At 39.9% G+C, this 5,570-nt stretch carries 5 protein-coding genes; 4 read left to right on the top strand and 1 reads right to left on the bottom strand.

The window, feature by feature from the left end:
- Positions 1–215 precede the first annotated feature (215 nt).
- A complete protein-coding gene (locus tag ACPUYX_RS20705) occupies positions 216–758 on the bottom strand; it encodes an NAD(P)H-dependent oxidoreductase (protein ID WP_426381473.1) in 543 nt (180 codons plus the stop codon).
- Between the two features lie 204 nt (positions 759–962).
- On the opposite strand from ACPUYX_RS20705, the gene ACPUYX_RS20700 reads away from it, so the two are divergent.
- From ACPUYX_RS20700 to ACPUYX_RS20685, 4 genes are all read left to right on the top strand, one after another.
- Entirely contained in the window at positions 963–1,643 is a 681-nt protein-coding gene (locus ACPUYX_RS20700) for an HlyD family secretion protein (RefSeq protein ID WP_426381472.1), read from the top strand.
- 12 nt (positions 1,644–1,655) lie between these two features.
- A complete protein-coding gene (locus tag ACPUYX_RS20695; protein WP_426381471.1) occupies positions 1,656–3,200 on the top strand; it encodes a DHA2 family efflux MFS transporter permease subunit in 1,545 nt (514 codons plus the stop codon).
- 259 nt (positions 3,201–3,459) lie between these two features.
- Positions 3,460–4,623 carry an amidohydrolase family protein gene (locus tag ACPUYX_RS20690; RefSeq protein ID WP_426381470.1) on the top strand — a complete coding sequence of 388 codons (1,164 nt, stop codon included), beginning with the start codon at positions 3,460–3,462 and terminating at the stop codon, positions 4,621–4,623.
- Positions 4,624–4,719: 96 nt separating this feature from the next.
- A complete protein-coding gene (locus ACPUYX_RS20685) occupies positions 4,720–5,028 on the top strand; it encodes a nitroreductase family protein (RefSeq protein WP_426381469.1) in 309 nt (102 codons plus the stop codon).
- Positions 5,029–5,570 lie beyond the last annotated feature (542 nt).

The following is a 5,570-nucleotide window of genomic DNA, read 5'->3' as shown; positions in this document are numbered from 1 at the left end:
AATAATGCTTTCCCCAAAATGTTTCATTCCACGTTTTCCGGACATAACAAAACCTCCTATTGCAGTTTCTAATTCTACAATAGGAGGTCTTTTTCTTTCAATGTCCGTATTTAGGGGTTCAGTTCAGTTTACCAAGTCTTCTTTTTATTACTGCCAGAAGGAATATCTTTTGGTAATTCTACTGGATTATTAACGACAACTTATGTTCTGGCTCTCTAAACCCGGCAAAACATACGGGTGATTTCTGCAACTCGTTGACCGAGGGCTTTTCCCAATGCTAAATCCGATTCCGTGGGCATATTTGGAGGACTATCAGGGCTGCTTTCCACCGGGCATGTAATCCCGGCTCCATAATACGAGCCGAAGAGGGCGTTTTCCGGAACATTCCCGGGTAAACCAACAATGATCATTCCTTGATGAAGCATGGGTGTTATGAGGTTGAGGAGAGTTGATTCTATTCCGCCGTGAACTGATGCTGTCGTACAAAAAACGGCTCCAATTTTATTAATTAATTTGCCTTCGGCCCATAGAATCCCGAGATCATCAATCCAGGCTTTTAAATTAGCACTTATTGTTCCGAAATGACCGGGACATCCCCAAATAATAGCATCCATCCCTACTAATTCTTCGGGTCTGCTTTCTGAAACATGTTTTAGATGTACCTTTGTATCCTTAATACTTTCAGCACCTGCGGCAATTGCTTTGGCAAGCATTTCAGTATGGCCGCTTTCGCTGTCATAAACAATATAGACGTTCATTTTTTTGTTAAGCCTCCTTTAACAACCTCTTTCGTTAGATTACCAATTTTAATAAACTACTATTCAAATGTCCTGATTCCTTAGCTTCCTAATATTCCCTGTCATAGCTAACAAGAATATAGCGCAAATTAGCTGCAGTTTAACGATTAATTGATGATGTTTCAGAAATCGCAAATGTACAGGAGCTTAAGGAGGTTAAAAAGAATGGCCAACGGACGTGGATCAAATACGAGCCGTATTATTTTAATTAATATTCTTGTTCTGGCGCTGATCATAGGTGGAGGAATTACGGTTTATTATTATTACAATCAATCCTATTATTACGTTACGACAGATAATGCCCGCATTGATGGTCAACAAATTACAATCGGTGCTTTGGGCAATGGTAAAATTGCCGATTGGAATGGATCGGTAAACCGTCGATTCACTGCAGGGCAACGTCTAGGCGGGCTTCAAGTGGTCGGGGGAACCACAGCAACAACTCCTACAACAATGGATATAACTATGCCGGCTAATGGTACGATTGTTCAGCAAAACGTTATCCCTAATAGTTTTGTCGCAGCAGGAACCCCTTTAGCTTACGCTTATAACATGGATGCCTTATGGGTAAGCGCTAACATAAATGAAACGAATATCAACAACATCCAACAAAATCAGAGTGTGGATGTATACGTCGATGCCTATCCCGGTACTGCCCTTTCAGGAAAAGTAAGCCAAATCGGACTGACAACTGCCGCACAATTTTCACTTCTCCCCCAACAAAATACTACCGCCAATTTTACTAAGGTGACACAGGTTATTCCGGTAATAATAACGCTTGATGGTTATAAAGGGTTGAATCTCTCTCCGGGGATGAGTGTAACAGCACGAATACATATAAGATAAGGGAGTCAAGCAATGATTACTAGAAGAGATACCGGCATTCAAGACTTTAATACTCTTCAAATTCTGATTGTTTTAATGCTGGGTGCCTTTGTTTCCATTTTGAATCAAACTTTGGATAATGTAGCAATACCACATATGATGCTGGATTTTAATGTTTCGGCAAGCACTATCCAATGGATCGTAACGGGGTATATGCTTGTCAATGGAGTGCTGATTCCTATTACTGCCTACCTTATGGAATCAGTAGGAAGCCGGAAACTGGTTTTTGTGGCAATGATCAGTTTTACGTTGGGTTCACTGGTCTGTGCCATATCTCCGACATTTCCCGTTTTTATGACCGGAAGAATTATTCAAGGAATTGGGGCTGGAATTCTTATGCCCTTATTGACCAATGTGTTTCTTGCTATTTTTCCCCCTCATCAAAGGGGTAAAGCTTTAGGAACTATGGGGATCGTCATGGTTTTTGCGCCAGCCATCGGGCCAACTCTCGGAGGGTGGGTAGTTCAGACCTACTCTTGGCGTCTTCTTTTCTCCGCTCTCGTACCAATTGGAGCTCTGGATTTGTTTTTAGCCGTAATCTGGATGAAAGACGTTTTGAAACTAAGTTTTCCGAAGTTTGATGTATGGGGAGCTGTATTTTCGACAATCGGTTTAGGAAGCTTGCTTTACGGGGTTAGCGAAGCGGGCAACAAAGGATGGGGCAGTACGGAAGTTATACTTTTCCTAACAGTTGGGATTTTTTCAATACTGCTTTTTATAAGGCGTGAATTTACGGTAGATTCTCCGATGTTGAACCTGCGTGTTTACAAATACCGAGCATTTACTTTGACAATAATAATTAATGCTGTCGTTACGACAGTTATGTACGCAGCAATGATGCTGCTGCCAATATACTTACAAAATATTCGCGGTTTCACGCCTTTGCAATCAGGTTTCCTCCTATTACCCGGGGCGTTGCTGATGGGAATTATGGGACCCATTGCCGGCGCGATATTTGATCTTATTGGCCTCAGGGTATTAGCAGTAGTAGGAATGACGATTACCGCCATAGCAACATGGGAATTTACTAAACTCACCAATGCTACCATGTACGACAATATATTATTGCTCTACACGATTCGTTCTCTGGGTGTGTCATTAATTATGATGCCGCTGATGACGGCAGGCCTTAACGAATTACCGAGACATTTGAATAGTCATGGTACTGCCATGTTCAATACGATGCGTCAAGTTTCAGGTTCGTTGGGTACAGCTATTTTGGTCACAATAATGTCGACAAGAACTACCATCCATTTTGCAACCTATTCAAGTACAATTACCTCACTCAATCCGTCGATTCTTGTCCAGCTAAACAATTTCATTTCCCATCTGGGTCTTTCCCCCCAAACAGGTCGTATTCTTGGATTACAGGAAATATACGGCTTAGTATCTGAACAAGCTACGATTCAGGGGATTAATGATTCTTTTATCGTCGCGACAGTTTTAGCAATAATTGGTTTGATCCCAGCACTTTTTATCAGGAAAGCAGTTGCTTCCAAATCAGATCCCGTCTCGTGACATAAAATAAATTGCTGACATAAAGGAGCATTGGTTCTAAGCCATTGCTCCTTCTTTGTAAGAGACAATTCTTTTAAATGTTTCAGAAAACTCAGAGGTTATTTTTAAGAGCAGTAGAATAGATACATATAATAATTGTTGTGATAGCAAAGTATGCAGGCGTTCTTGAGTTCTTAACATATAATTGGGAATTTTACTTTACCTTAATTTTTAATCTTTCGACAAAAAACGAAGGGGTCTTTTTAAGGGGTGAATTTGTTTGAATATATCATGTAGTGCTGAGAAAAAAGTTATAGAAATACCCCTTAAAGGTCAGGCAATTATTGGAGGATTCTGGAGTCCTGAAAATGGTTTGAATTCCTTACCTACTGTCCTTCAATGGAAAGATGGCAAAGTCCATAGTCTTGAACCTTTAAGGATTACTGAAAACATTGATGCGGAATGTTATGATTGGAAATCCTATTATCTCCAGCCGGGGTGGATCGATGCCCATGTCCATTTGGCTTTGGACAGTTTAGATTTCTTCCAATGCTTGAAAGATTGGGAAAATCCGAACTTAATTTACAAAAACATTCAAGCTTATCTGCAAACCTACCTTAATTTAGGGATTGTTGCGATCAGGGACGGAGGAGATCAACCTGGGTTTGGTTGGTTTGCCCGGAATCAACTTTATGAGGGTAGTTGGCTTGGACCTAGAGTGATTTCTGTGCATGAGGCAGTAAATCGCACAGGTATGTATGGCCGTTTCTTAGGACGCGGTTTTGATGGGATTTTCGATTGGCAATCGAACATAATTAATTTTTATGCTCAAGGCATAGATCAACTTAAAGTCATTGTTTCAGGACTAATACGTTTTGATAATTTTCGGGTCGTTGGACCAACGCAATGGACCGTTGAAGAATTAAAAAAAATCGTTCTGACTGCTCACCAGAGAGGTATTTCAGTGATGGCCCATGCCAGCGGTGAAGAAGGGATCTCAATTGCCATTAACGCCGGAGTTGATTCGATTGAACACGGCTATTATATGACATCTGAATACTTGAATAAGATGAAAAATCAGGGTATAGCATGGATACCAACGGTTGCTCCCATTGGTAATATTTTAAAATACCCGACAAACCGCTATTCAGATAAGGAGATTGACACCTTAAAACGAATTCTTGAGACACAACTTGCTGCAATTTATGAAGCCTATCAAAAGAATGTTCGTATCGGAATCGGCACGGATGCCGGTGCCTATCTTGTACCTCATGGTGAAAGCTTGTTTGATGAAATGGATTGGCTGATTCAAGCTGGAATCTCAAAGCTAGAGGTGTATTCGATGGCAACTCGAGAAAATGCCAGGATTTTAGGGCAAAACGATTTAGGCCGTTTAACGATCCAAACGCCAATGAATCTATTACAGCTTACTGCAAAATACTAATTTAACTCCATTGAACAGATGAAGAGAAAATGTCTATGAGATGGAGTTACTGCTTTTGATAAGGGAATATGACGAAAATATGGAGGACAAAAGCTAATGGAAGGACAGTTTATATTTCCAGTTGTCGAATCGATTAAAAAGAGAATCTCTGTAAGGACGTACGATAAAACATTACCCTTGGCAAATGAAATTAAAGAAAAACTCCAAGAGTTCGCAGCTTCGATCGTAGGACCCTTTGGAAGCAAGTTACGGTTCAAAATTATTGAAAACGATGCGGGCCTCAAAGGGAGTAATATACGGTTAGGCACTTATGGTGTTATCAAGGGGGCTAAACTATATGGTGTAGCAGTGGGCAAAAAAGGAACTATGGATTTGGAGGATTTCGGATATATTTTTGAACTTTGATTCTTTATGCGACTTTTCTAGGGCTTGGAACCCGTTGGTTAGGGGGGACCTTTAAAAAAGGGGAATTTTTTAAAGTGATTGGGCAAAACAATGATGAGATATTACCTTGTATTACTCCGCTTGGTTTCCCGGCTAGACGTAAGAGTATACTTGAATCTGCAATGAGATTTTCGGCAGGGTCCAGCAAAAGAAAAGATTGGGGAGAACCGATTTCCAAAGAACAATAGGCTGATTTACACACGTTTACATTTACCTTAGGTTATGTTCACTTTTTTAAACGTCAAATATAATGGTAATGCAAATTATGTCTAAAATCTTAAAAATATGCATATTAGCTGTTTCTTTATAAAGCTTGATTTAGTAAAACTATGAATTACACAGAATTAGGCGGATCAAATAAGAAAAAGAAAAAAACTGTTGACATAGTTAAGGAAGAAGTGGTATTATAACAAAGCGCTCGAGAACAGCGCCTTTTAAATTCACTCAAACCTGTTGCTCTAAGAAAATAGTTGTTGACAGTATTAAGAGAGAATGTTAAAATG

This window comes from Desulfosporosinus sp. SYSU MS00001, from assembly GCF_049943955.1.
GTDB lineage: Bacteria > Bacillota > Desulfitobacteriia > Desulfitobacteriales > Desulfitobacteriaceae > Desulfosporosinus.
Note: the sequence above shows the minus strand (reverse complement) of the source record. Positions and strands in the feature narration are given on the sequence as shown.